At 46.2% G+C, this 23885-nt stretch carries 24 protein-coding genes; 9 read left to right on the top strand and 15 right to left on the bottom strand.

The features are described from left to right. Positions 1-2 precede the first annotated feature (2 nt). The 3 genes from K0O23_RS10460 to K0O23_RS10470 all read right to left on the bottom strand — a co-directional run bounded on the left by K0O23_RS10460 (position 3) and on the right by K0O23_RS10470 (position 3340). A complete protein-coding gene (locus K0O23_RS10460) occupies positions 3-623 on the bottom strand; it encodes a hypothetical protein (RefSeq protein WP_219877369.1) in 621 nt (206 codons plus the stop codon). A 46-nt stretch (positions 624-669) separates the two neighbouring features. Continuing rightward, on the bottom strand, positions 670-2427 hold the full coding sequence (locus tag K0O23_RS10465) for an SLC13 family permease (RefSeq protein WP_219877370.1): 1758 nt from the start codon (positions 2425-2427) through the stop codon (positions 670-672). Positions 2428-2539: 112 nt separating this feature from the next. Next, positions 2540-3340, bottom strand: a complete 801-nt coding sequence (locus K0O23_RS10470) for an SDR family NAD(P)-dependent oxidoreductase (protein WP_219877371.1) — start codon at positions 3338-3340, stop codon at positions 2540-2542. 167 nt (positions 3341-3507) lie between these two features. Between K0O23_RS10470 and K0O23_RS10475 the strand changes: the two genes are divergently transcribed. Together K0O23_RS10475 and K0O23_RS10480 are read left to right on the top strand one after the other, a co-directional pair. Beyond that, positions 3508-5859 carry a TonB-dependent receptor gene (locus K0O23_RS10475; protein ID WP_219877372.1) on the top strand — a complete coding sequence of 784 codons (2352 nt, stop codon included), beginning with the start codon at positions 3508-3510 and terminating at the stop codon, positions 5857-5859. 12 nt (positions 5860-5871) lie between these two features. Next, positions 5872-6774, top strand: coding sequence for a DUF4249 domain-containing protein (locus K0O23_RS10480; RefSeq protein ID WP_219877373.1), 903 nt, complete (start codon positions 5872-5874; stop codon positions 6772-6774). 82 nt (positions 6775-6856) lie between these two features. Here K0O23_RS10480 and K0O23_RS10485 read toward each other — a convergent pair whose 3' ends face one another. Beyond that, on the bottom strand, positions 6857-7585 hold the full coding sequence (locus tag K0O23_RS10485; protein ID WP_219877374.1) for a Dph6-related ATP pyrophosphatase: 729 nt from the start codon (positions 7583-7585) through the stop codon (positions 6857-6859). 191 nt (positions 7586-7776) lie between these two features. Between K0O23_RS10485 and K0O23_RS10490 the strand changes: the two genes are divergently transcribed. Continuing rightward, positions 7777-7992 (top strand): hypothetical protein, encoded by a 216-nt coding sequence (locus tag K0O23_RS10490; RefSeq protein WP_246597034.1) that lies wholly within the window; start codon positions 7777-7779, stop codon positions 7990-7992. Positions 7993-8067: 75 nt separating this feature from the next. Here the strand turns inward: K0O23_RS10490 and K0O23_RS10495 are convergent, their stop codons facing one another. Next, on the bottom strand, positions 8068-9162 hold the full coding sequence (locus K0O23_RS10495) for an MBL fold metallo-hydrolase (protein ID WP_219877375.1): 1095 nt from the start codon (positions 9160-9162) through the stop codon (positions 8068-8070). Between the two features lie 271 nt (positions 9163-9433). Between K0O23_RS10495 and K0O23_RS10500 the strand changes: the two genes are divergently transcribed. The 4 genes from K0O23_RS10500 to K0O23_RS10515 all read left to right on the top strand — a co-directional run bounded on the left by K0O23_RS10500 (position 9434) and on the right by K0O23_RS10515 (position 12889). Next, positions 9434-9694 (top strand): hypothetical protein, encoded by a 261-nt coding sequence (locus K0O23_RS10500; protein WP_219877376.1) that lies wholly within the window; start codon positions 9434-9436, stop codon positions 9692-9694. A gap of 98 nt (positions 9695-9792) precedes the next feature. Beyond that, a complete protein-coding gene (locus K0O23_RS10505; RefSeq protein WP_219877377.1) occupies positions 9793-10053 on the top strand; it encodes a hypothetical protein in 261 nt (86 codons plus the stop codon). Positions 10054-10168: 115 nt separating this feature from the next. Next, positions 10169-10888, top strand: a complete 720-nt coding sequence (gene pepE, locus K0O23_RS10510) for a dipeptidase PepE (RefSeq protein WP_219877378.1) — start codon at positions 10169-10171, stop codon at positions 10886-10888. A gap of 192 nt (positions 10889-11080) precedes the next feature. Further along, positions 11081-12889, top strand: coding sequence for a DUF885 domain-containing protein (locus tag K0O23_RS10515; protein WP_219877379.1), 1809 nt, complete (start codon positions 11081-11083; stop codon positions 12887-12889). A gap of 74 nt (positions 12890-12963) precedes the next feature. Here the strand turns inward: K0O23_RS10515 and K0O23_RS10520 are convergent, their stop codons facing one another. The 9 genes from K0O23_RS10520 to K0O23_RS10560 form a co-directional block, all read right to left on the bottom strand. After that, entirely contained in the window at positions 12964-13401 is a 438-nt protein-coding gene (locus K0O23_RS10520) for a hypothetical protein (protein WP_246597035.1), read from the bottom strand. 7 nt (positions 13402-13408) lie between these two features. After that, entirely contained in the window at positions 13409-13852 is a 444-nt protein-coding gene (locus K0O23_RS10525; RefSeq protein WP_246597036.1) for a hypothetical protein, read from the bottom strand. 35 nt (positions 13853-13887) lie between these two features. After that, positions 13888-14427, bottom strand: a complete 540-nt coding sequence (locus K0O23_RS10530; RefSeq protein ID WP_219877380.1) for an RNA polymerase sigma factor — start codon at positions 14425-14427, stop codon at positions 13888-13890. A 142-nt stretch (positions 14428-14569) separates the two neighbouring features. Further along, positions 14570-15526 (bottom strand): transketolase family protein, encoded by a 957-nt coding sequence (locus K0O23_RS10535; RefSeq protein ID WP_219877381.1) that lies wholly within the window; start codon positions 15524-15526, stop codon positions 14570-14572. 75 nt (positions 15527-15601) lie between these two features. Beyond that, positions 15602-16975: a vWA domain-containing protein gene (locus tag K0O23_RS10540; protein ID WP_246597037.1), complete on the bottom strand. Its 1374-nt coding sequence runs from the start codon at positions 16973-16975 to the stop codon at positions 15602-15604. A gap of 73 nt (positions 16976-17048) precedes the next feature. Next, positions 17049-17906: a transketolase gene (locus K0O23_RS10545; protein ID WP_219877383.1), complete on the bottom strand. Its 858-nt coding sequence runs from the start codon at positions 17904-17906 to the stop codon at positions 17049-17051. 145 nt (positions 17907-18051) lie between these two features. Then, entirely contained in the window at positions 18052-18501 is a 450-nt protein-coding gene (bcp, locus tag K0O23_RS10550; protein ID WP_219877384.1) for a thioredoxin-dependent thiol peroxidase, read from the bottom strand. A gap of 93 nt (positions 18502-18594) precedes the next feature. Next, positions 18595-20472: a M23 family metallopeptidase gene (locus tag K0O23_RS20375; protein WP_317195681.1), complete on the bottom strand. Its 1878-nt coding sequence runs from the start codon at positions 20470-20472 to the stop codon at positions 18595-18597. Positions 20473-20503: 31 nt separating this feature from the next. Further along, the gene (locus tag K0O23_RS10560) at positions 20504-21115 is read right to left on the bottom strand and encodes a fumarylacetoacetate hydrolase family protein (protein ID WP_219877386.1); all 612 of its coding nucleotides are present in this window, start codon (positions 21113-21115) and stop codon (positions 20504-20506) included. A 360-nt stretch (positions 21116-21475) separates the two neighbouring features. Here K0O23_RS10560 and K0O23_RS10565 point away from each other — a divergent pair, with 360 nt between their 5' ends. Together K0O23_RS10565 and K0O23_RS10570 are read left to right on the top strand one after the other, a co-directional pair. Then, entirely contained in the window at positions 21476-22267 is a 792-nt protein-coding gene (locus K0O23_RS10565; RefSeq protein WP_219877387.1) for a M48 family metallopeptidase, read from the top strand. An 18-nt stretch (positions 22268-22285) separates the two neighbouring features. Further along, complete coding sequence (locus tag K0O23_RS10570; protein WP_219877388.1) at positions 22286-22924, top strand: hypothetical protein; 639 nt, start codon at positions 22286-22288, stop codon at positions 22922-22924. A 144-nt stretch (positions 22925-23068) separates the two neighbouring features. Here the strand turns inward: K0O23_RS10570 and K0O23_RS10575 are convergent, their stop codons facing one another. After that, complete coding sequence (locus K0O23_RS10575) at positions 23069-23875, bottom strand: 3'-5' exonuclease (RefSeq protein WP_219877389.1); 807 nt, start codon at positions 23873-23875, stop codon at positions 23069-23071. Between the last annotated feature and the right edge of the window lie 10 nt (positions 23876-23885).

Genomic DNA, 23885 nt, shown 5'->3' on the forward strand with positions numbered 1-23885 from the left:
GCTTATTTGTAGGAAGGGTAAGCTTTAAATCCGTTGTCGCTGTATACATAAGTAGTTAAATCGTTTTCAAGGCCCACCGACACCGCATTGTTTTTCAACTCAAAGCCGGATCTGCTTTCACTGTCCAGTAATGTTTGGCCTGGTTCTGTAAGCTGCAGGTAATAAAGGCTTTTAAGGGTACCACGATCGTTAAACAGCACATCCCGTTTTAACTCGTGTAAAGTCCAGCTGCCATTTCCTGTATCTGTGGCGGCCACTATAAATATGTTTTTATCTTGCTGCAATTGCAGGGCATGATCCAGATGGGTGTCGTTCGTGAAGTCTCCGCTTATTAAAAACGGACCCTGTTCGTTTCCTGCGGCCCGATCTCTGGCCGCGTTTGCCAACATAGGTTTTTTATACCCGGGATACTTTTGTGCCAGCAACTGCAATACAGGCTGAGGCAGTGGGAGATATGTATCCTGACCGGTATCATCGACTATTACTCCGTCCTGTTCAGTGTTGGCTATAGAGTCTAAAGCTTTTTCTTTAGAGCCAAGGGCTATCTGTTCATCTTTAATCTCTTCGTTTTTGGGGCTGCACGAAAAGGCAATTAAAAGCAGCATGAATAACGTGTTCTTCATAATGGTTTAGCTTACATTTATGCTTACTCGCTATCTGGCAAAGCAGTTACATAGGCCAGAATACCGGCACCAGCAGTATAATAACCAAAATCAGCAATATCGTAAGTGGGGTGCCTACTTTAATAAAGTCCCAGAAGCGGTACTTGCCCGGGCTGTACACCAGAATGCAAGCCGGCTCGAACGGCGTAACCATAGACACAGAGGCAGCCAGCATAATACCTATAGCAAAGGCCCGTGGGTCTGCATTGAGCTCAACGGCGGCTCGTAAAGCAACAGGAACTATTACCAGCGCTGCCGCCGCGTTAGACATGGGTTGGGTAAGTATAACCGTAAGCACCACAAAGCCGCCCAGCACAGCGGTTTTTCCAAGTGGCCCCATCAGGCTAACAATGCCCTGCGCCAGAAAGTCTGCTGCACCTGAGTTTTCCATAGCCGTGCCGAAAGCCGTCATACCCCCAATCAGTATCAGCAGGCGCCAGTCTATAGCAGCATAGGCCTTGTTCGTATTAATACACCTGAAAAGTATGGTAAGTATGGCAGCCAGCAGAAAAGCAATGGATAAAGGCAGTAATTTGGTTGTGCCGGCTACGATGGCAAGTATAAAACAGGAGATCGCTATAATGCCTTTGCGCTTTTTAAACAGCAAAGGCTCAAATTCATCCAGCAAGGCTACATTACTTGACTGCCGTAGCTGTCCCAGCCTTTCGGCTGCGCCCTGTACCAGCAAAAGGTCTCCGAGTTGCAAACGTATACTCCCTATTTTGGATCTTAAGGTTTCGCCGTGGCGTGAAATGGCCAGTACCACCAACCCGTAGCGGCGCGTAAATTCCACCTCTTTTATAGATCTGCCTATCAGGTTGGATTGCCTCACAACAAGCATCTCCGCCAGCCTGATATCTTCTGTCTCCAGGTCTTTGGCAAGTATGGCGTCGGCCATAATCTGTATTCCCTTTGTCTCTTTTACCTTCATCAGGTTGTCCAGGTCGCCTTCTACCAATAGTACATCGTTGGCCTGAATGCGGGTTCTGAAGTCTGGCAGAAAGTTGTCGTGGTCACGTATAATGTTAAGCATCCTGAAATTAAGCGAGGTAAGGTCAGAGGCGAATACGATTTGCCCTACCAGTGGTGAATCTGGCAATACAATGATTTCAGTAAGGTATTTCTGCAGTTTATACTCATCGGTGAGTTGCTGGTCGTCGTGGCTGGGGAGCATGCGCTGGCCAATCGTCATCATATATATAATGCCCACCACAAAAATAATAAACCCGATGCCAGAGATCTCAAACAAGCCAATGGGAGGGAGGCCTGTTTTGGCAATATAGCCGCTTACAGCCACATTGGTTGAGGTACCGACAAGCGTGCACGTACCGCCAAGTATAGCCGCAAAGGCAAGCGGCATCAGTATTTTAGAGGCACTGCGGTTAATGCGTTTCGACAGCCCGACAAGCGGGGTAACAAACATGGCTGTAACAGTGGTATTGTTCATAAACGCAGACACAACACCAGTTACCAGCATAACCACCAGCAACATAACATTGGTGCTTTGCCTGGCCAGGTTGGCAAGCCGTACTACTGCAAAGTCTAATATACCGGTTTCCTGCAGGGCGGCGCTAAGTATAAAAATGGAGGCAATGATGATGATAAAGTCGCTGCTGAACCCGGCAAAAGCTTCTTCAGGGGATATAATGCGCACACTGGCGAGAATGATCAGCATTACCAGCGTCACAATCTCGATAGACAGGTACTCGGTTGCAAACAGGATAATGGCTACAACCAACAGTGCGAGCACAAGCGCTATTTCCATAAAAAGCCTTAGGGTGAGGCCATACTTCAGGAGAAAGATTGAGGTATGGCTTCGGCTTTTACGTGCTACATAAAGTTTGGTTTGGCAGATGCATGAGTAGCTGTTTTCAAGCCTAGCGTATCATAGCCGACATACCTCCATCAACTATCATAGTATTTCCGGTAACATAAGAGGCTGCATCTGAGCAAAGCCAGACAATTGTAGCGGCGGCTTCAGCAGGATCGCCAAGGCGCCGCTGAGGTATAAAGTTAAGGTACATCTGCTTTACCTCTTCTTCCCTGGCGGCATCGCCGCCTGACTGCATCCTGAACATGTCTTCCAGCATAGGGGTATGATGAGCCCCCGGAGCTACCACATTTACCCTGATGTTGCTGGTGGCCAGTTCCTGCGCCGACGACTTGGCCATAGCAATTACACCTGCTTTGGCGGCAGAGTATAAAGCCCCTCCCGGTGCTCCGCCCAAGCCATTGATACTTGCCACATTTACAATGGCCCCACCCGCTGGTTGCTGCTCCAGCATTAGCCTGATCTCCTGCTGCATGCACAGCCACACACCGCGCAGATTAGCGGCCATAGCCTCCTCATAGTCAGTAAGCTCGAACTCGTGCAGAGACATGCCTATTCCGGCTTCGTTCGCGGCGTTGTTTACGGCAATATCCAGGCGCTTATACTTTTGCTTTATCTTCTGGAATAACTCAAGTATAGCCTCAGGCTGGCTGTTGTCGGTGCGGATAAACTCAGGGTTAAATGCGGCCTTGCCTGTAAGTGCTTTGGCTTTTTCCTCGCTGCGACCTGTAATGATCACCTTTGCGCCGGCAAGGGCAAATTTTTGAGCTGTAGCCAGGCCAATGCCAGAGGTGCCGCCTGTAACCAATACTACCTTATCTGTGAAATCATACTTTACTTGTTCCATAGGTTTGTTTTGTATATCAAGCCTTTACGTGTATTGCATGGCTCTGGTGCTGCTGTATAATCCCTAAGTATTACATTTACTAAATATTTTAAAAAGTTAATACTTGGCATATTAGTTGTTAGAAAGCAATTCAATATTATTGTAGAATATTTCAATTTATTAAAGCTATGAAAAAACTTTTTACGCTTGCGCTGCTGTTTTGCTGTACCAGCCTTGCCTTTGCCCAAAGCAAGTATACCTTAAGTGGCTATGTGCGCGAGAAAGGCAGCGGCGAACTGCTGATAGGAGTAAGCGTGTACCAGCCGGGCACTACCATTAGTACCTCTACCAACACCTATGGTTTTTACTCCCTTACACTTCCGGCTAAAGATTCAGTTACACTAACATTTGGCTATCTGGGCTATAAGCCGGAAATAAGGAAAGTATCATTGCGTCAGAGCCTGGAGTTGAATATTGAGCTACAGTCGGAGGCTACGCTCAAAGAGGTGGAAGTTGTAGCAGAAAGAGTGGAGAAAGTCAGCCAGGCAGTGGATATGAGTAAGATAGAAGTGCCCATCTCTCAAATTAAAAGTATACCGGCGCTGCTTGGCGAGAAGGATGTGATGAAAGTGCTGCAACTGATGCCGGGAGTGCAGTCTGGCAGCGAGGGCAACAGCGGCATTTACGTGCGCGGCGGAGGCCCTGACCAGAACCTTATCATACTTGATGATGCCACAGTGTACAACGCATCGCACCTGTTTGGGTTTTTCTCCTTGTTTAACGGCGATGCGCTTAAGAGCGTGGAGCTGACCAAAGGCGGATTTCCGGCACGTTATGGAGGCAGGCTTTCTTCTGTTATCGACCTGAACATGAAAGACGGTAACAAAGAGGAACTGCATGGTGAAGGAGGAATTGGTCTGATCTCGTCGCGGCTGATGCTGGAAGGACCCTTAAGCAAAGGCAAATCGTCTTTTTTGATATCCGGACGCCGCACGTATGCCGATGTACTTGCCCGCCCTTTTATGGACATAGATGGCAAGGCCGGGTATTATTTTTATGACCTGAACACAAAAGTGAACTACGACTTTGGGCAGAAGAATAAACTTTACTTAAGCGGTTACTTTGGCCGTGATCGCTTCTTTTTCCGGGAAAAGTATGATGACGGTGAGTCGGAGGGAGGCATACACTGGGGCAATGCTACAGGCACGCTGCGCTGGAACCACCTGTTCTCCAATAAAGTGTTTGCAAACACTTCCCTGGTTTTTAGCCGTTACCGCTTCAATATTTTTGCATCCGAAGAAGACGACGAGAAAGACGAAAAGTTTAAGCTTGACTATTTCTCCAGCATTCAGGACGTAGCCCTAAAGTATGACCTGGATTACCTTCCTAACCCGCAGCATTCGATTAAAGCCGGTTTTCAGAGCACATTCCATCGGTTTACGCCAAGTGCGCTGGTTATAAAAGACTCACAGCAGCCTACTATTGAGCAGGAGTCTAAAAATGTGGATGGTGTAGAGTCGTCAGTTTACGTGGAGGATACTTACAAGCCTACACCAGCCCTTAGAATTAACGCCGGTTTGCGTCTGAGCCATTTTGCTGCAGATAAGAAAAGCTACTTTATGCCGGAGCCACGCCTGGCAGCTGCCTATAGTATAAAAGAAGACCTGGCTGTAAAGGCATCGTATGCACGCATGAACCAGTACGTGCACCTGATCAGCAACACTGGTATTGGCTTACCAACCGACCTGTGGGTGCCTACTACTGATAAGCTAAAGCCCCAGACATCTCAGCAGATTGCAGTAGGAATAGCTAAGGATTTTTTGAAAAAAGACCTGGCCCTCACAATCGAAGGATACTATAAAAAATCAAACAACATTATAGGTTATAAAGAGGGTGCCAGCTTTATGGTAATCGACGACCCGGAAACAGCTGAAGAAGTTAGCTGGGAAAATAACATCACAGCGGGCCAGGGCTGGTCTTATGGTGTGGAGTTCCTGTTACAGAAAAAGGTGGGCCGCTTCTCTGGTTGGGCTGGTTATACTTTATCGTGGACGCAACTGCAGTTTGACTCGCTTAACTACGGTAAAAAGTTTTATGCCCGCTACGATCGCCGCCACGATATTTCACTGGTAGGTATTTACGAGCTAAGCAAAGGTGTAACTTTATCTGGCACCTGGGTTTACGGTACAGGCAACGCCATTACAATGCCTGTAGGCACTTACGAATCGCAGCACCATCTGCCATCAAAGTATAAAGTCAATTCATACTCCTATTACGGGGGCAACGCAGTTGACTACGGCGACCGCAACTCGTTCCGGATGGCAGCTTACCACCGCATGGATATTGGTATACAGTTTCATAAGCAGAAAAAGTGGGGAGAGCGTACCTGGGAGATCAGTTTTTACAATGCCTACAACCGCCGCAACCCCTTCTTTTATTACATAGAAGAAGATAATAACGGCACCACATCAGAAAGTAAACTAAAGCAGATCACGTTGTTCCCGATTATCCCATCGGTTACTTATGGCTTTAAATTTTAAAACGTACAGCACATGAAAACATATCGTATCATACCATTTATCATACTTATTGCAATTACGCTGTTAACTGCCTGCGAGAAAGATGCAGATAATGTAAAGCCTTTCAAAGTAGACTCTAAGCTGGTAGTGCACGCCTTTATCTCTCCGCAGGATACAGTGCTTAAAGTGCACCTGCAAAAGTCGCAGCCGGCGCTGGGAAGAAGGCTGAGCGAGGAGCAACTTCAGGTACCAAACGCCAATGTTACCATCTCGGACGGTAGTTCGGCTGTAACATTAACCTACGACCCTGACCACAATGCTTATTTCTCTAAATTACGTGAATGGGCTATAGTGGCAGGCAAAACTTACACCTTAAAAGTTACAGCCCCCGGAGGATATGCAGCTACTGCCAGTTGTTCGGTTCCGGAAGCTACGGGAATTGCGATAACTGATGTAAGTACCTCCACCACAACTGAAACCGATTACTATGGGGGCGAAATGAAAAGGTATAAAGTAGCCTATAAGTGGACAGACGCGCCCGGCGTAAACAATTACTACCGCACGCTGGCTGCCAAAGTTTTCTGGCATAAAAACTACTATGGAGATAGGCAGCGGGTAGCAGAGCCTGCGCATCTGGATCGTGGCAAGCCAGGCCTGTACAAGGATGATAAAGCACAAGGTGGAGTTCTAACATCCGATGACTTCTATTATTACCAGGGGGCACAATCGCCGGATATAGAAAAGCAATACCAACTACACTTGCTGCTTGTAGTATCGGATAAAAACTACTACCTGTACCAGGACGCACAGTACAAGCAATCTCAGTCTAACGGTAACCCCTTTGCGGAGCCAGTGGTTATGTACAGCAACATAGAGGGGGGACTTGGTGTGTTTGCAGGTTATAACCAGGTAGAAGCACTGATTGATATGGAATAGGACTTACATACCTTAACATCAAAAAGAGAGGTTGGTTAATAGCCTCTCTTTTTGTTTTCTTCTTGAAGTGCGATTTTTATGTTTAGTGAGTAGGTACCAAATCGCAGAACCAGAAGCCGGTGTCATAGGTTGGTAAGTCTTCTTTCTTAAAACAGCTATCATCAGCATTGGCAGGTGCACCATACGTTTTCAGGACTTTCTCTCCCAACGTATACTTTACAGGTCTTTTGAAAATAGGTCCGTCAAAAACAAACGTATGGAATTCGCCATTTTCGCCCGCAGGGTCTACGCCTTCCGGCAAATCGTTTAAGAAGCTGTGGTCAAGAATTCGGCCTACAAACGACTCGTCCAGCAATCGGGCATTTATACTTACCACTACTGCCTTAAAGCCAAGGTCTATAAACTCCGCAACCAGTTCTTTAGTAGATCTGCCCCAAAGCGGGAACGCAGCCTTTATACCTACCTGTGCCAGTTGTTGCTCCCGGTAAAGGCGCAGGTCCTCCAAGTTAATATCTCCAAAAATGGCATGTGTAAAGCCCTGTTGCTGCAATGGGCGCATAGTGCTTTCCATCAAATTGTTATAAGCCTCCATAGTGGCATTTTCCGGTAGCATGATTTGCTGTAATGGAATACCTATACTATTTGCCTGTTGCTCCAGAAGATCCTGACGCACACCGTGCATTGTTATGCGGTTAGTAGCTCCGCTCAGGGTAGTTAGCAGTAACTGTACATTGTACTCTTTCTGCCTGAGCACATGGTACAGGCAAAGCGTCGAGTCTTTACCGCCACTCCAGTTAAATATACTTTTCATGGTTAAGTTGATAATGGGAAGTATAGTAAAAGTTAGTACAAAGTATAAACGGACAAAAGTAATACAAGATAGCTTTGAGGGTGGTTAAGATAAAATGCTATTTATCAGAACAACTTTACTTTTTACATCTTTTTAAATCAATGGCTGGGCCTATGCCGTAAAATATATAAAGGCTGTTCATAAACAGCTTTATGTTAAACCAAGAAAAGGAGGTTATTATGCCACAAGGCGATAAATCTGCTTATACTGACAAGCAGAAAAGAAAAGCAGAACATATTGAAGAGGGTTACGAAAAAAGAGGCGTAAGCCATAAAGAAGCCGAAAAAAGAGCCTGGGCTACCGTTAACAAACAAGACGGCGGCGGTAACAAAAGCGGCTCCGGCAGATCAAACAACAAGAAAGACTAAGGAAAATTTATTCAATTAAAGCAAAATGGCCAGGTGTATTTAACGCCTGGCCATTTTGCTTTATACTTGTTTATACTACGGATAATTGTTTGTATGCGCATCCGGATCATCAAAATCGGGGTCTATGGTAGGAGGCAGACCTGTCATGACGCGGTTGTGAGAGTAAGGCCGGTTTTTTGGATAAGACCCGTAGTGCCCCTGGCCGTTTTTTTGTTTACTGTTGTTACGTTTCTTTATCGCCATCCAGAATAAGCCTGCTACAGCTACGGCACCTGCAACGGCAAGCACTTTGGGTACTGTGTTACTAACTTCAGGCGGCAACGAAACGACACCCTGTTCATCTGTAATGGCTGGTTCGTGCACATAGCGGCCATGTTTCGGCACAGCTTTTAGCCAGAAGTTCTTAACCAGGTTTTCCAGCTGTCGGGTTAGTTCTTCGCCCTTCATAGGCATTCCGTGTCCGGTGGCTGCTATTTTGGGGTTTAAATTAAGGAGTGTTTCTACAGAACGGTGGGCATTTCCCCAGTCCGGCGTATAGTAATTAGGCGGGCCATGTACTTCTCGCTTTTCTGTCATCACGGCGATTGCAGATTCGGCATCGCGTGTTGTGAACGCATCGCCAGCCAGCAATACGCGATCTTCTTCTCTAAAAAAAGACACATGCCCAGGGCTATGGCCCGGCGTAAATACCCAATGCCATCCTTCCAGTGCAGGCACAATTCCTTCCTCAGGAAGAAGTACTAACAACTGATGTATATCAATCGGTTTTTTGGGGTAAATGAATGAAAGGTAGGCCATAGCACCGCCGCCTACACTTGGGTCGGGTGGGGGATAGCTTGACTGACCGGTAAGGTATGGAAATTCCATGGGGTGTGCGTATACCGGTACCTGCCAGTGTTCTGCCAACTCCCGTACGGTGCCAATATGATCAAAGTGCCCGTGCGTTAATACAATGGCCTGTGGTACACTGTTTTCCCCGAACAATTCATCTGCAGCACTCCGGATCTGGTGCGCGTAGCCTTTTACACCAGTATCTACCAGCACCCACGAGCCATTGGGGTTGGCAACAAAGTATAAGTTAGCGAAAAGTGTTTTCAGGCCCCACACCCGCGGCGCTACAGCAAAGGTTTGGCGGCTAGCCGGGGTGTGGAGTCTTTTTGATGTTTCCATAGGCGTGCGTTTAGTTAAAGTTAGCGAAATAATGTCAGACTTTTAGTACGGCTGACTGCTGAAATAGGCTAATTATAATTTTCATAATATTCGGGCCTTCTACTTAAAGGTTGTTTTACTGCTGGTTACATTAATACTTTTTAAAGAGCATGTGGCAGGATTTGATTGAGGCATGTTTTTTGAAGTATGAATAAATAATTGCCTTTATTTATTGGCAATTTGATTTCCTTTTTTTCAGGAATTATTTATCTTTCTGATAAGTTTACTTCATATGGTTAATTTATTTGTTCCACCGAGCTACATGGCGGTTTATGCAAAGTGTATAGATGCGTCGATGCCAGCCTTCGATCCGGAAGAGTGGATTGAGGAGGGCAAGGTGTACCCTGTAAAGCATTTTTCAGAGCCCCTGAACCAGGGTGATGGCTTTGCCATTACAATCATGGATGAGGATGGCATTGAAATTCACCCATCGTCTTCGCACTGGAGTTTCTCTTCTACGCGATTCGAGCTTTATACTTTGCACCTGAACTAGACCAAATTCAGAGAAATTACGTTTAACTATAAAGGCTGCCCAGTGCAGCCTTTTTTTTAACTTTTTCTTTCAGAGTAGTATAGGAGTATAATTTTACCATGATAAGCGCCGAAGAATTCAATGAGCTGCCTCCTCATTTACAGTCAGAGCTTGTTTTAAGCCAGGGGCATTACCTCTATCACCGAATTAAAGGCTGGTGCAAAATAGATCTCTACTGGTTTCATGATTTTTATGTAGAGATCTGGTTTCTATACGACCTCAAAAGTATAGGTTTAGTGCGCGCTCTTACCAAGTACCGGCACCTGGAGCCCTACCTGGAAACTATAAAGCTTAAACTGAAGACTGCCAGAAAAGAGTAGTTACAAATTACATTTTCCTGAGCCACAAACCTGCACAAGTATAAATAGTACCGGGCTTACTTAAATTCTGTTGATCAAAACCTGTCTCATAACTTCAAAATTTATACTTTTGAGCATGAGCAGAAATTTACTTTTGATAAGTACCTCTACAACACACGGCACAGGTTATCTGGAGCATGCCCAAGAAGAGGTAAAGACATTACTGGAGGGTAAGTCCAGCATCTTATTTATACCTTATGCGCGCCCGGGCGGCATTTCCCATAAAGATTATACAGCCAAAGTTAAAGAGACCCTGGAGCCCTGGGGCTTTGCTGTAACTGGCGTGCATGAGTATGATAACCCTGTAAAGGCGGTGCAGGAAGCCGAGGCTGTTTTTATTGGCGGCGGTAATACCTTTCAGTTGCTAAAGAACCTGTACGCTAACAAATTGATTGAGCCCTTGCAGGAGCGTGTGAAAAAGAGCATGCCGTATATGGGCACAAGTGCCGGAACAAACGTGGCAGGCAAAACAATTGGCACTACCAACGATATGCCTATTGTGCATGTAAAGTCTTTTGATGCACTACAGTTGGTGCCCTTCAACATCAACCCGCATTACCTCGACCCGATAGAAGGCTCTACCCACATGGGAGAAACCCGCGAAACCCGTATTGCAGAGTTTCACCACCTTAACCGCCAGCCAGTGGTAGGTTTGCGTGAGGGCAGTATGCTGCGTGTTAAAGGCGATAGAATAGAACTTAAAGGACCACACACTGCCCGCATCTTTCTGCAATCTGAGAAGCCAGTTGAGTTTAAACCAGGAGATGACATAGGCTTTCTGTTAGAAGCGTATTAAAAGACATTACTAATCAGGGTGGATAGTTGCCTGCAAAAAAGGTGAAGTATAAGTTGCTTCACCTTTTTTATTTTAGCCCCTTCAATTTGTTTTGTTTTCAATTGCGTATACTTTTTCTGAAAGAAATCTGCCCTTGAGTTATTTCCGGGATTAAATGATTTGTTTTGATACGAAATCATATAACCTTTACCTATGAGAATCCATTACCTAACTTTATGTGCAGCATTGGCAGGAATACTGTCTGGCACAAGCAGTTGTACGCGAAGCTCTGAAAGTGAGCAAACAATAGAAGCCGTACAGACAGAGCAAAACATCAGCCAGGTGTTTGATAACTATTTTGAGGACCGACTCAAACTCTTTCCGCTCGAAGCTACAGCCATTGCCGACAACCGCTACAATGATCAATTGCCAAATACCCTGAGCCTGGAATATGAGGAACAGGTAAGGCAGTTATACCAAAAGTACCTGGACCAAATAAACAAAGTAGACAGAAGCAAGCTGACAGAACAAGAGCAGGTAAGCTACGACATCTTTAAGTATGAGATGGAGATGTCGCTGGAAGCGCTCAAGCAGCCAGACGAACTATTGCCGATCAATCAGTTCTGGAGTATGCCCATTACGATGGCACAACTTGGCTCTGGTTCAGGTAACCAGCCTTTTAAAACACCAGAGGACTACCGTGACTTCCTGGGTCGTATTCAGGGGTTTGCAGTATGGGGAGATACGGCTATAGCCAACATGCGCAGGGGAATGGCTGCTGGAGTTGTACTTCCGCGCTCTCTTACACAAAAGGTGTTGCCACAACTGCAGGCCATGGTGGTGGAAGACCCAAAAAAGACCATCTTCTGGGCACCAGTAGAAAAGCTTCCGGATAATTTTACTACCACACAGAAAGATAGCATTCGCCAGGCCTACACGAGGGCGATAAAGGAAGAAATAATTCCTACCTACAAAAAGCTGCATGACTTCATGAAACAGGAGTACCTACCAAAAGGCAGGACAACTTCCGGCATAAGCGGCATAAAAGGTGGAGATGCATACTACCGTTACCTGGTGCGCTACTGGACCACAACCGAAATGACACCGGATGAGATTTTTGATATAGGACAGCAGGAGGTAGCACGCATCCGGAGCGAAATGGAGAAGATAAAGGAGCAGGTTGGTTTTAAAGGCGATCTGCAAGCTTTTTTCAGGCATGTAAACGATAATCCAAAGTTTATGCCATATAAAACGCCGAAGCAGGTACTGGAGGCATACCGAAGTATAGAACAGAAAATGCAGCCACAGTTAAACAAACTGTTCGGGATTACACCTGAATCAAAATTTGAAGTGCGCCAAACAGAGGCTTTTCGTGCGGCATCTGCCAGTGCAGAGTATAACCCGCCTGCACCCGACGGATCACGCCCTGGTATCTTTTACGTTCCAATTCTGGATGCTACCAAGTATAATGCAGTAGGCATGGAGTCGCTTTTCCTGCATGAGGCAATTCCAGGCCATCATTACCAGATCTCAATTCAGCAGGAGCAGGAGGGACTGCCTAAGTTTCGGCAGTATGCCTGGTACGGTGCTTTTGGTGAAGGGTGGGCGCTATACTCCGAAAGCTTAGGCAAAGAGTTGGGCCTGTATACAGATCCTTATCAGTATTTTGGTCGCCTCAGCGATGAAATGCACCGTGCCATACGATTGGTAGTAGATGTAGGTATGCATGCCAAGGGCTGGACGCGTGAACAAGCCATCCAATACTCCCTGGATAACGAACTGACAAGTAAGGAGGCTGCCGTTGCAGAAATAGAGCGTTATATGGCCATACCTGGTCAGGCGCTTAGTTACAAGATTGGAGAACTAAAAATTAAGGAACTACGCCAGCGGGCAGAGCGTGAGTTAGGAAGTAAGTTTAGCATCAGTGCTTTTCATGACGAAATACTAAAAGGAGGCGTAATGCCACTGGCCGTACTGGAAAAGAAAATAGATGAGTGGGTAGCAGCGCAAAAGAAGAGTTAAGACGAAACCTGAATAAATAAAAGAGGCACTCCGGTTAAGGTAGTGCCTCTTTTCAACTTTAGCCAAAGTATTTATTATCTGTTTGCTGCTCTGCTGGCATCCAGCCTTTTTAAGAGCAGTTTTGTAAAGTCTCTTTCTGCTCGGTAAAGCTTAATGAGTTGCTTGGTAGAGATAATACGCTGATACCGGGCTGCATACTCTTTTTCCAGTGCCAGTTCTTTCTCTTTTGTATCAAACATCTCGTCCATCCTGGCTTTTGCCTCCTGCTCACTCATTTCATCTACATCTTTGCGGTAACCGCTTCGGTAGTCTTTCATCAGGGCGCGGCGCTTTGCCTCGTACTCGTTGTAAACCGGCCAGAATTTCTGTGCCTGATCAGCCGTTAGTTCAATCTTATCGGTAATGTAGGCAATTTTAGCAGCCTCTACGTTTTCGTTGCGTTCCTGGGCAAATGCACTAGGGCTGCCCATACCTATCACGCAGAAAAGTAAAAGTATAAGGTATTTTCTCATGGGTGAATTATTCTTCAAGGTGTCTGATGTGGTAATATTCCAACTCCTCTTCGGCAGCTGTAGGACTGATATTTAAAAAATCAGCTGTAAACTCATTTTTTGAAAGGTAACTAAGCTCAGCCAGGTCTGCAGTCTCCAGATCTTCGTTGTAATTAAGGTAATCCATAATTTCGTGTTCAGCCATGGGGTGCATCGCAAAATAATCGTCCTGCTTTTGTTGTTGCAGGGTAAAATAGAAAGCACCTACAAAAACTAAAAGCAAAACCAGCGGAGCCACAGCTATACGCAGCGGTGCCCAAAGGCTTCGCTGCCAGGTTGGTACCTTGTTTTCTGCTCCGGCTGTACGCTCCATCACATGCATGGGCAGGCGATCGAAGTAGTGCTCCGGCACCTGGTACACATTGTGCTTTGGAAGGTTTTCCAGTTTAAAATCCTCTTTCATTTTATTCATACTCTAATGGTTAGATAGAGAACTCGTCATAAAGTTTAATCCCGCTTTATAAATTCTTCTATTTTTTTTACTGCCAGGTGATAAGATGTTTTCAGGGCGCCCACCGAAGTGCCTAATATCTCAGACATTTCCTCGTACTTCATCTCATCATAATACTTCATGTTAAACACCAGCCGCTGCTTGTCTGGCAGGCGCAACAAAGCCTTTTGCAGCTTTAGCTGAATCTCGTCTCCGGATATGTCCGGCGATGAATCTATCTTCTCAGCCAATTCAGCGGCAACATCATGTATCGGTAAAAAGAAACGTTTTTTCTTGTTCGACAGGAAGGTAAGGCACTCGTTGGTGGCAATACGGTAAATCCAGGTATAAAGCTGTGCATCCTGCCTGAAATTGCCCAGGTTCTTCCATACTTTCACAAATACCTCCTGTGTTAGGTCATCAGAGTCGTCATGGTCTATCACCATCTTGCGGATGTGCCAGTATATATTCTGCTGGTACTTACGCACAAGTTGGTTAAAGGCCAGGTTCTGGCTTTCCGGGTTCGAGAATTTTTCTAAAATCTCTTTGTCTTCCACTGGTCAGGTAATGGCAAGGAGGTAGTAACCTTGCTAAGCAGGATAATAATTTTGGTTTATGGGAATAAGATAGCAAGTATAAAAAAATAGAGGGAGATAACACTGTACCTCCCTCTATTTTATACTTTAAAATAAAAATATGTTATTGCTTTCTGCTGATAGCGCGCTCTGCTGCGGCAACAATATCATTCTCTGTCAGGCCATACTTCACCATCAATTCTTCCGGTGTGCCAGATTCTCCGAACGTATCGTTGGTTGCCACATACTCCTGCGGAGCCGGGAAGTTAGTGCCTAATACCTGTGCTACGCTGTCGCCGAGGCCGCCAAAACGGTTATGCTCTTCTGCTGTTACTACACACTTGGTTTTGCGAACAGATGCCAGTACAGCTTCGTTATCCAATGGCTTTATCGTATGGATGTTGATGATCTCAGCTGAGATGCCTTTATCTGCCAGCATTTTGCCGGCAAGTATAGCTTTCCAAACCAGGTGGCCTGTTGCGATTATGGTTACGTCTGTACCTTCGTTCAGCATCACAGCTTTACCAATCTCAAACTTCTGATCAGCAGGTGTAAAGTTAGGAACCGACGGACGACCAAAACGCAGGTAAACCGGGCCTTCGTATTCGGCGATCGCGATAGTGGCTGCTTTTGTCTGGTTATAGTCGCAAGGGTTGATCACCGTCATGTGCGGTAGCATACGCATCATGCCGATGTCTTCCAGTATCTGGTGTGTGGCACCGTCCTCGCCTAAAGTAAGGCCGGCATGGGAAGCGCATATTTTTACGTTTTTGCCAGAGTACGCTATAGACTGGCGGATCTGGTCGTAAACGCGGCCAGTAGAGAAGTTGGCAAACGTGCCGGTAAAAGGAATCTTACCGCCAATGGTCATACCTGCGGCAAGGCCCATCATGTTAGCCTCCGCAATACCCACCTGGAAAAAGCGCTCCGGGAAATCCTTTTTAAAGGCATCCATTTTAAGCGAGCCGGTAAGATCGGCGCAAAGGGCTACTACCTCTAGGTTGCTTTTGCCAAGCTCGTGCAAGCCGGCGCCAAAACCTGAACGTGTGTCTTTTTTCTCTGAATACGTGTACTCTTTCATCTGTATGTTTTTGTCTAAAATGGCATGTTCCTGTTAATCATACTTTTTGATGATGCTGAGAGAATGCCTGTTCTTTTATCTGTTGAAAATTTTTACACTTGTTGTTGCGCCTGATCTGATCGTGAAATCCTGCACATCAGTAAACTTGCTTGATTGGGCCGACTTCATGCGGTAAACCAACCTATACTTTCCGGGCTGCAATGCCAGAGTTACTCTGCTGTTATCTTCCGGCAGGTTACACACCCATGTCTGTTTGCCTGCCTCGTCGAGGGTATAAACACTGCCAAAACCCTGCATTTGCGAAGGTATGGCCAGCTGCCCCGGAGGCGGAATCGTAATCGTGTTAACCTGGCTCTGCTTTACCTCCACGTCTTTTAAGTAAATGCGCGGCAGCGTAAGAATCTCCAGGTCATACTTTCCGGTAAGGTATTTATGCCTGTTGCCGAATACCTGCACGTTCAGCGTTTGGTCTGATCCCTGCTGCTTTACAATAGCTGCCAGCGCACCGTAAGGGGAGGGGCCATCCTGGCGTAGGTATAATTCGCCCTGCGGAGACTTTACCCGGATCACGTTATGCTGTCCTGGCTTTAGTTGCAGGCTTTTTGCCGTTACAACAGGGGTAGTGTTTACTACCAGGTCGTAAGGCACCAGTGCATCTATCTCCAGCATGTCGGTTTTACCTTTGCTGTCCTGGTAGTGCACGTAGTTATACTCTGTGCTTCCGGTTACAGCATTTACAAACGTCATGTTCAGGTTGGTCTCTGTAGGGCGGTTCTGCTCGTCCAGCAACTCCACACTTACTGTTGTCTCGCTTAGCGTTTGCGTGGCGATCTGGGTCAGTACGTTCTCAAAGGTTTTAACATCAGCGGCATTAAAGTACTGGCCAATACAGCTTAGCTGCTGCTCATACTCCGGCGCAATGCCAATGCCGATAACAAAAGGCCTCAGAAAAATCCGGTTCTTTTGCAGCGCCAGAGACACAGCACAAGGGTCGCCACCGCACGACTCCAGCCCATCGGTGATAAGGATGATCACATTACGCGCTTTATCAGCGGGGAAATCGGTGGCTGTTTGCTGCAATGAGTACGTTATCGGGGTATTGCCCTTGGGTACTATCTGTTCCAGCTTTTTCCGGATGGCAGCGCTGTTATTGTTTACTGAGAACGGAACCTCCAGCTTTGTATCTTTACAATCGCTGCGTTCGCGACCAGACTGATGCCCATATACCCGCAGTGCCACCTCCACGTTGTCATACTTTTCCAGGGAGTCTACCAGGTGTGCCAGCAGGTTCTTTGCAACGCTCATGCGGTCGCTGTCTTCCCATTTGGCCAGCATACTTCCAGAGGCATCCAGCAAGAAAAGAATGCGTGTTTTAGGCTGAGGCTTTTTTTCCTGGGCAATAGTATCCCCGCCTGCCGTTATTATCAGCAAAAGGAGCAGTACTGCCAAAGGTTTGCACCAGTTAAACATTGCGTCTATAGCTAAATGCGGTAAAGCAAAGACATTTTATACTTACAGGATATTAATAGTCAGAAGCTACCTGTACGGCCAACTGCTGCAAGGCAATCTGCAACTGCTCATCGTTTGGTGCCACGCCGTGCCACTTGTGCGAGCCCATCATAAAGTCTACGCCATAACCCATTTCAGTGTCCATCATGATCATGACAGGCTTTCCATGGCCGGTAGATTTCTTCGCTTCATCAAAAGCGGGTAGTAATGTTTCAAAGCTGTTACCATTTGCTTCTAATACATGCCATCCGAATGCCTCGAATTTGGCTTTCAGGTCTCCAAGGCTCATTACCTCGTTTGTAGATCCGTCAATCTGCTGTCCGTTTCTATCGATGGTGGCAATTACGTTGTCAATTTTGTGGTGTGCGGCATACATGGCGGCCTCCCATACTTGTCCTTCTTCCACTTCACCGTCACCCATCAGCACATATACCAGGCTGTTGTCGTTGTTCAGTTTTTTGGTTTGAGCAGCGCCTAAGGCCACTGATAAACCCTGGCCAAGTGAGCCGGACGCCACGCGAATACCTTCCAGGCCTTCTTCAGTGGCCGGGTGGCCTTGTAACCTTGAGTCGATCTTACGGAATGTAGCCAGTTCTTTTACATCGAAGAAGCCGGCGCGTGCCAGCGTGCTATACCAAACCGGAGAGATGTGGCCGTTAGAGAGGAAGAACAGGTCTTCGCCTTTACCGTCCATTTTAAAATCAGTGCTGTAGTTCATTACCTTAAAGTATAGCGACACAAAGTAATCTGTACAGCCCAGTGAGCCACCCGGGTGGCCTGAGTTAACGGCGTGTACCATGCGCACTATGTCGCGGCGTACCTGCGATGCAATATCTTTTAGCTCTTCAATGCTCTTGTTGTGTGGATTCACGGTATTTAATTGTTGATTGTTAAATTGTTTTATTACTAAGTTCAGATTCTATACTTATGCTCAATTACAAAGTATAAAATATATCCTCTTAAGATACGTAAGATACGAAAAACGCAGCTGCCCGGAAGGACAGCTGCGCTTGTTATTAGTTGAGTATCTGTTTGGCGTGGTCGCTTGTCTTTACCTTGGTGATAATATCTTGTATAGTACCGTTTTCGTCTATCACGAAAGTATAGCGCATGGTGCCCATGTACTTCCGGCCATACATCGATTTCTCCTGCCACACACCGTATTGCTCTACTATCTTTTTATCTGTGTCTGCTATCAGCGTAAAAGGCAACTCGAACTTGTTTATAAAATTCTGGTGCGATTTTTCACTGTCTATACTTATGCCTATCACTTCGTAGCCCTGTTGCTGCAGTTCGCTGTAGTTGTCGCGCAGGTTGCAGGATTGGGCGGTGCAGCCGGGAGTGTTGTCTTTCGGGTAAAAGTATAACACCACTTTTTTTCCGCTGTAATCGCTTAGTTTAATGGTATTGCCGTGCTGGTCTTTTCCTTCAAACGCAGGGGCTTTGTCGCCGATGTTCAGGGTCATAGTTGGTTACGTATCAAGTAGCACGTATCACGTAGCACGACTATCGATTCCTAAATCGTGATTCCTGATACGTGTGTCGTGATTCGACTAAAATTAAATCTTAGTAGTATAAGTAGCTTCGTTGCCGGCTAAATCCTTAACCTTTAAAACTACTTCACCGGACAAAGGTACACTTTTATCTAATTTTTCTGAGTAAATCAATGCCTGTTTGTGCTCATACTTCATCAGGAGCCACTCACCGTTAACGTAGCAGTTAAAAGAGGCAATACCCGACAAATCGTCACCAATCTTAAACCTCACTTGTGTACCGCTTTTGCCGAGCAGTTTTATGGTTGGCGCTTTTGTATCTTCCAGCACTTTATACTTACCCATGTTTTTGGTGCTGAAGGTTATACTGTTGCCTTCCCATCTGCCACCTGTGTAGCCACGGCCCCGGCCGGTGCCCAGAAAATATACTGCTGCTTTTGATTTGTCTTTGATCTCGTTTGGCGGTGTAATGGTTACTGTTATGGCTTGGTGCAGCGGTGTAAAGTAGTCGCCAATAGTATAAACATCGCCCTCCAGTTTGGTCTGGAAGTATAAGGTGTCGTAAAGCGAAGCCTGGTTAAACTGCACTTTAACGAATTGGTTTTTAAATGTATAATCTGTTGCCGGCGGTATCATCTGCTCCAGTCCCAACCCAGCCGAAATGCCACAGAACCTGATAGAATCCGGGGCTCCGGCACGCAGGTCGTAAAGGCCGATGCCAGCTGAGTTTTTAACGTAACTAGGCACAAGTATAAGTGCTTTTCCACCTTTGTAGAGCTCGATGTTCTGCGGAGTAGAACTGGTGTCGCTGGCGCTCACTTTAAGAATGTTGCCTACAATTTCGTAGCGCAATGCAGGCTTAGTTACGGTTTTAGACATCGTTTGGGAGAATGCCGGTTTTTTACCCTTTACCACAAAACTCAGGGTAGAGGTATTCTCGTAAGAGTCGCGGGCTATCAGTTGCACACGGTAAGTGGAATCTGCGTGTACACTAAATCTGCCCTGGCGCCCATTGGTTTTATACAGTGGCAAGTTGTTACCATAATCTACAAAGGCCTTTTGGAACGTGCGTCCTGTGCTTTTATACTGGGTATAGTTAATGTGCTGCGATACCTGCCGCGACAGCTCAAACGGTACCTGGTCTATGTAATGGCTGTATACTTGTTTCCCGTTTACAATCAGGGTTACCTCCTGTGTGCCGTTCTTATTTGTTGTGCCATCATAGCGGTCAATCGTCTGTAGTTCCAGTCCCAAAAGCCCGTGCGCATAAACCGTATCGGTTAAAGAAACGTTGCCACCCTTTTGTACAGTTTTAAATTCTTTGCGCTCAAACTCGTTGTTTACACGGGCATGGATGTTCAGGGGAGTAATGCCGATGCTGTAAATATCTGGTGGCGTTGTATCTATAATTTCGGAGAACCTTTGCTTAAGCGGGTTGTAAAGACGGTCTTTCTCATCGCGCACCTCAAAGTGCAGGTGCGGGCCCCCTGAGCCCCCAGTATTGCCTGAGTAGCCAATAATGTCGCCGCGCTTTACCTGGAACTTATCCGGCTCCGGGAAAAGCTCCAGCTCAAAGGTTTTCTTTTCGTACTGCTTCTGAAGTATATGGTCTGCCAGCGGCTTGGCAAACTCGCGTAAGTGCGCATAAGTTGTTACATAGCCATTGGTAGGGTGAGTAATATAGATAATGTTACCGTACCCGTAGGTAGACTGCTTTACCCTGGAAATATAGCCATCTGCAGCGGCATACACCGGTAAGCCTTCACGCTGGTCGGTTTTAATATCAAGTCCGCCATGGAAATGGTTAGAGCGTATCTCGCCCATACTTCCCGACAGGTAATTACGCTCCCCGGGTTTTATCGGGAACAGGAAATCGCCTGCCGGTGGCTTTGTTGCCGGAGCTGAGTTTGGTGCCATTTGGGCAAACGCGCTGCCAAATGCCATGTAAGCAAGTATAGCAAATGCAAGCGGCTTCTTATTTAACTTCGAAGTCCAAAAGTTTTTTATCTTCAACATACCCTTCTAATCTGTCTCCTATCTTAACCGGACCAACACCCTCTGGTGTTCCCGTAAAAATTATGTCGCCTTTTTTTAATGTGATAAATTTTGAAATGTAGGCAATGATGTCGTCGAACGTGTTCAGCATCATCTGTGAGTTGCCTTTTTGCTTTGTGTCGCCGTTAACGTTCAGGCTGAAGCTGATGTTCTGTAGGTCGGGGAACTGCTCCAGTGGTAGAAACTCTGAAACAGGAGCAGAGCCGTTAAAACCTTTGGCCAGCGTCCAGGGCAGGCCTTTTGCCTTTGCCTTTGCCTGCAGGTCGCGGGCCGTAAAGTCTATGCCCAGGCCAATGGCATCGTAATACTTGTGCGCAAATTTTTTATCGATGTTTTTTCCTTCCCGGCTGATGCGCAGAAGCAGCTCTACCTCGTAGTGTACATCATTTGAATATTCCGGGTAATAGAACGGTTCGTTGTTCTTTAGTATGGCCGTATCGGGCTTAAAGAAAATGACAGGCTCATCGGGTACTTCGTTTTTAAGTTCGGCGATGTGCTCAGCATAGTTTCTGCCAATGGCTAATATTTTCATAAAGGGTGATTTGGGTGATCTGTTTCTCAAAAATAGGGTTTTCTTACCTTTCTGCGTACTATAAATCAATAATTTTATACTTCTCTTCGTAGTTCTGATAACCTTAAGCCTTTTGTTTTAACAACAAGTATAGCGCAGGAATATTGCCTTACCGGCATCCAGAACATTTTATTAAGCTTAAAACGTATAACGGGAAAAGTATTTTGCACTTTGCTGAGTGGCTGCTATGGTGTAAACAATGGTTTTTCTGCCTCTCGGAATATAGTGATATGATAATTTATTAATGTGTTTACGTTTGGTTATAAAAAAAATGGTTCAAAATTTGAATTCATTTTTAATGACCACTAAAATTTTATGACGATGTATAAGAAATTAATCGCTTTTGTAGTAGCTGTGGTGATGTTTGTGGGCTGTACGACAGTTCCGATAACAGGTCGCCGCCAGCTAAGCCTTGTATCCGAGGCAGAAATGCAGTCTATGAGCTACGAAGCTTATAACCAGTTTTTAAGAGAAAATAAACTATCCAACAATGCACAGGCAACCGCCATGGTGAAGCGTGTAGGTAACCGTATCAAAAATGCGGTAGAGCAGTATATGGCGGCCAATAACCTGAGCAGTGAACTTCAGGGTTTTAAGTGGGAGTATAACCTGATAGCTGATGACCAGGTGAACGCTTTTGCAATGGCCGGAGGTAAAACTGTAGTTTACGAAGGAATTTTACCTGTAGCGCAAAACGAAACCGGCCTTGCTGTCGTAATGGGGCATGAGATTGCGCACGCTATTGCCAAGCACGGTAGCGAACGCATGAGCCAGGCGCTGGCGCAGCAATTCGGCGGACAAACACTTTCTGCATTGGCAGGTTCTCAGCCAGGCACAGCCACAAATTTAGTAATGGCTGTTTATGGTGTAGGTTCGCAGCTGGGCTTGCTAAAGTATGGCCGTACGCAGGAGTCGGAAGCCGACCGTTTAGGCCTGATCTTTATGGCCATGGCTGGTTATAACCCGCAGGAGGCGATACCATTCTGGCAGCGTATGGAGGCAAAGGGTGGTGCATCACCGCCTGAGTTTTTGTCTACGCACCCAAGTGCAGGTACACGCCAGGCCGACCTTAAAAAGTATATGCCGGAAGCCCTGCAGTACTATAAGAAATAAACCAACCAACATAACCACATGAGCAAATTCACCCTTGGCCGCAATTGGCGTGCTGCTTCACATGCCGGATTTTTTATGATGCTTGTGCTGCTGTTAACTACAGCTTGTACCCGAAGAGAAGCGTTTCCGGAAGATAGCGAAGAACCTATTGAAGTAGCGGAAGGGGAAGAGGCTCCTGCAAAGTATGACGGGGTGCTGCTTGCCCAGGTGGTATTTGACAGCGTGGATTATATCGTAGACCGCAAAGACCTGCTACAGCCTTTTATAAAAGAGTTTGGCGACGGTACTGTAGTAGATAAAGTGATGATACGGAAAGTGCAGGAGACAAAGGCTGACAAACCCGCTTATTACCTTGTTGGCCTTGGCATCCGAAACGGAGCATTCCGGTCAATGGCTTTACAACTGGATATTGCTGCTGACAACAGTTTATACTTAAGCAGCAAGAATCCAAAGTTTATGTGCCATGCCGGGCCGGGCTGTGATTTCTGTTACTTTACGTTTGCAGGTAATAAAATAACCGGCTGCGAATGCTCGGCTCGTGCCGCAGGTAACAACTGCGCACACAAGGTGTCCGAAACAAATAGCCTGCTCTCCAACTCCAGATTAAGGGAGGTAGAAAGGTCGGAACAGAAACCGAAGCCACTTCCAAAGCCATAACCAAAAAGGGCCTGCCAGAATTCTGGCAGGCCCTTTTTGGTTATGGCTTAAAATCAAAGTATGCAATATTTATCAGCAGTTGGAAATCATAAACTCCACATTTAGCCTCATACTTTAAGTAGTCTTCATACTTTACTTGTTACGCTACGACATCTGTACGTTGCGCAATCTTATCCGCGTGAGTACTTTTTTGGTGTATAGCGGGAAATCACCTTTCATCATCCAGTCGTAATAGCTAGGCTCTTTTTTAAGCACCTCCTCAACAGATACATTTTTATACTTGCCGAAGTTAAACACCTCCTGGCCGGCATTGTTGTACACTATCCTGCCCGAAAGGTCTGCTGTTTTCTGGGTAGTGAATTTATGCAAAGCCTCCATGTCGTTTTGTACCGGGAAATCTTCCACGCCTTCAGTAACTTCTACCGGGGTGTTCTGGTAACGGTCCAATTGGGCCATCAGAATGTGGTAGGTAGCCACAGTGTCAGCCTCGGCGCTGTGAGCGTTTTCCAACGATTTGTCGCAGTAAAACTTGTAAGCGGCAGACAAGGTGCGTTGCTCCATCTGGTGAAAAACGCGGCAAACATCCACTACATTCCTGTTCTCAATGTCAAAGTCGATATCGCAGCGCAAAAACTCTTCGGCCAGCAACGGGATATCGAAGCGCAGCAAGTTATATCCACCCAGATCGCAGCCTTTCAGGAAGTTATCAAAATCCCTGGCTACCTGCTTAAACATCGGGCAATCCTTAACATCCTCATCGTAGATCTTGTGTATCAGGCTGCTCTCCAGCGGAATCGGAATACCCGGGTTGATACGACGTGTTTTCAAAATCTCTTCGCCGTCAGGCATTATCTTCAGCACGCTTATCTCCACGATTCTGTCGTTGCAAATGTCGGTGCCGGTGGTTTCCAGGTCGAAGAAAACCATGGGGCGCTTTAAGTTAAGTTTCATAGCTGCTTAA

The sequence above is a fragment of the Pontibacter aydingkolensis genome, from assembly GCF_019443125.1.
In the GTDB taxonomy this organism is placed as follows: Bacteria; Bacteroidota; Bacteroidia; order Cytophagales; family Hymenobacteraceae; genus Pontibacter; species Pontibacter aydingkolensis.